Raw genomic sequence first — 2971 nt, 5'->3', positions numbered from 1 at the left:
TTTAGAACAAGGTTTATACAGAAAACGTATGTTAAGTTACGGTGGTTTACTTAAACAAAAACATAAACTTTTAAATTTAGATGATGCCGAAGAAGGTAATTTAATTCAAACGAGCGATGAAGAAAAAACGACCGAAGAAGAACAAAAAGCCCATTCAATTACGGCTATTTGGAATTTTGAAAAACAAAATTATTTCTTAAAAAATTTGTAACGTTAGCTTATCAAAGCTAGCGTTTTTTTATGCTTTTTTGCCCCTGCAGGAACTATAGCGTTCAACCAGCATGGTTGCTCATTTTTTATGCCAATTTTTAAATTTGCATGTAAATGGGCAGTGTCTCAAAAATTCGACACTGGTTTTGCTCAAATTTTTGTTTGTGAAAAGTAATTATTTTTATTTGGCTCTCATTTGCGTTTTAAGAGCTAATATAGGTTTTTAGGTATAAAACTATATAAATAACCCCTAATTCTTCAAAATACCCCTTTAAAATTAAAAATAAAGGTATTTAAAATTAGACAAAATAAAAAAGCCGATCCGTATAAAACGAACTGACTTTTAAAGAGCTATTCTTTTATCGTGGAATTAATTTTTATATCTGTGCCACGACACCGATTCTTAAGTGTGTAGCATTAATTTTTATATCTGCGCTACAACGCCGATTCTTTTGTATTTGATATAAAAATCGACGGAGGTCGATTTCGCTTTTAGCACAACGTTCTGAAAGAACGTATAAGTGCGCCCTTACGGGAATTAACTAGATTATAACGATGAAAAACAGGCCTGTAAAGCGATAACTATTGTGATAAAGTTTGCTAAAAATTTTACTTTTGGTTTATGGAATTTTTATTAATCAGAGCACGCATTTATGCCGAGAAAATTTATTGATGTTGAGAAGAACCCTTAACTAAACTTGTAGACGAATGTCGGTATAGCGTGAGCTATTAAACCGACCATTCGACAAGTTTTGGGATTGTTAAGGGTTCCGAGGCTCAACGTCAATAAAGCAATTGGAATAAAGCAATAATATGATATGGTTTCCTTGGGAATGTTCTTAAAAAATTGGGAGTAAAATTAAAGCGAAGGAGTTTTTATTTTGAAACTAAAAAAATCATTTGGAACATTGTTAGCGAGTGCGATTTTATTAACAACGGTAAGTCCTATGGCTAGTGCAAGTGAATCATTAGAAACACAAAAGGCAGTTAGTAACTCGAGTGCAGAAATTGAAAAAGATAATAAAGCTTTAGATGATTTGTTTCGAAATCCTGAATATGTAACTGAACAGACTATTAATAATTTGCCGACTAATCTTAAAGAAGGGACTTCAGAAAGAATTGGTGGTTCTTTTGCTGTAAAAAAAGGAATTAAGGCAATGATAAAAAACAAAAAAGCTGTTTTTTCAGGAGTTAAAAAGATAAGTCCTCGTGCTGGTAAGTCTTTAGAAAAACGTTGGGATAAATATGTTGAACCGGCTTTAAATAACATTTTAAAACAAGAACAAGCTACATGGGGGAATGTAGAAGGTCAAGTTGCTCAAGCGTTAATGGGAACTGGTATAAAAGACTCTTCTGCCCGGAGCATTGCTTTCTGGGTATCTCAAGTAGGTCAAACTTTGATATAAGAGAGTGTGTTTTGAATGAATAATGAAGAATTAGAGTCTAAATTGTTGTTAATTAAGCAATCTATAGATGTTTTACAAGAAGAATTAGCACCTGATCTAAAAACAAAAGATTTAGTTTTATTACGTTACGGTTATAGCGTTCATGAAATTAAGAAGTTAAATGATTATTTATTTAAATTAACAATGAATCAGGATAAAGTAACCAAAAAAGAGTTTAAAGAAGTTTTATGTGATATAAGAGAAGTTCCTGAAATTCCAAATAAGCAAGTTGATGATGTTTTGGAAGGTTATAGAAACAGTGAACTTCATGTTGATGTAATAGATTATATTTTGAATAATGATTAATAAAAAGCCCTCTTTTAGGAGGGCTTTTTAAACGAGTGAAACGAGTTTCTTCTTGTCTTGATACTATATAGAAATAACTCGATTTTTAAATTATCGCTTTATCCCTTGTCAATAAAGGGTTAAGGCGTTTTTTTGTTGTTGAAAGAAATTTTTGACATAAAAAAACCCCAGTAGTATGATTAAAGCGTCTACTCAATAAACATCTACTGGAGGTCTTTTTATATGCAACATAATACTACAAGATATATAGACGAAAATCAAGATAATGAAACATTGAAAGATATGACTAAAAGTGGGACACAACGCCCATGGAGAGAAAAGAAAATCGACAATGTAAGTTATGCAGATATACTAGAAATTTTGAAAATTAAAAAGGCTTTTAACGTGAAGCAATGTGGTAACGTCTTAGAATTTAAGCCGACTGATGAAGGGTATTTAAAACTTTATAAAACATGGTTTTGTAAGTCTAAATTATGTCCGGTTTGTAATTGGAGGCGTTCAATGAAAAATAGTTATCAAGCTCAAAAAGTCATTGAAGCAGTGGTTAAAGAAAAGCCAAAAGCACGTTGGTTATTCTTAACACTTTCAACGAAAAATGCGATAGATGGTGAGACTTTAGAACAAAGTTTAAAGCATTTAACAAAAGCTTTTGATAGATTGAGTAGATATAAAAAAGTTAAGCAAAATCTTGTTGGATTTTTACGTTCAACAGAAGTGACCGTTAATAAAAATGACGGAAGTTATAATCAACATATGCATGTTTTATTGTGTATGGAAAATAGTTATTTTAAGAATAAAGCTAATTATATTACGCAAGAAGAGTGGATCAACTTATGGCAAAAAGCTCTTCAAGTTGATTACAAACCTGTCGCAAATATCAAAGCAATTAAGCCGAATAAAAAAGGTGATAAAGATATACAAGCAGCAATTAAAGAAACATCAAAATACTCGGTTAAGTCGTCCGATTATTTAACAGGAAATCATGAAAAAGATGCAGAAATTGTTCAAGA

4 protein-coding genes are annotated in these 2971 nt (G+C 31.3%); all 4 read left to right on the top strand.

All coding sequences use genetic code 11. The features are described 5' to 3' along the window. Positions 1 to 211, top strand: a 211-nt coding sequence (locus tag C7N65_RS12480; protein WP_158698144.1) for a protein rep, incomplete at its 5' end; no start/stop codon positions are given. A gap of 880 nt (positions 212 to 1091) precedes the next feature. Continuing rightward, on the top strand, positions 1092 to 1616 hold the full coding sequence (locus tag C7N65_RS12665; RefSeq protein ID WP_009384744.1) for a hypothetical protein: 525 nt from the start codon (positions 1092 to 1094) through the stop codon (positions 1614 to 1616). Positions 1617 to 1631: 15 nt separating this feature from the next. Beyond that, the gene (locus C7N65_RS12470; protein ID WP_009384743.1) at positions 1632 to 1961 is read left to right on the top strand and encodes a hypothetical protein; all 330 of its coding nucleotides are present in this window, start codon (positions 1632 to 1634) and stop codon (positions 1959 to 1961) included. A gap of 222 nt (positions 1962 to 2183) precedes the next feature. Continuing rightward, the coding region (locus C7N65_RS12465; protein ID WP_105994756.1) for a protein rep at positions 2184 to 2971 on the top strand (788 nt) is incomplete at its 3' end.

The sequence above is a fragment of the Staphylococcus simulans genome, from assembly GCF_002994445.1.
In the GTDB taxonomy this organism is placed as follows: Bacteria; Bacillota; Bacilli; order Staphylococcales; family Staphylococcaceae; genus Staphylococcus; species Staphylococcus simulans_B.
Note: the sequence above shows the minus strand (reverse complement) of the source record. Positions and strands in the feature narration are given on the sequence as shown.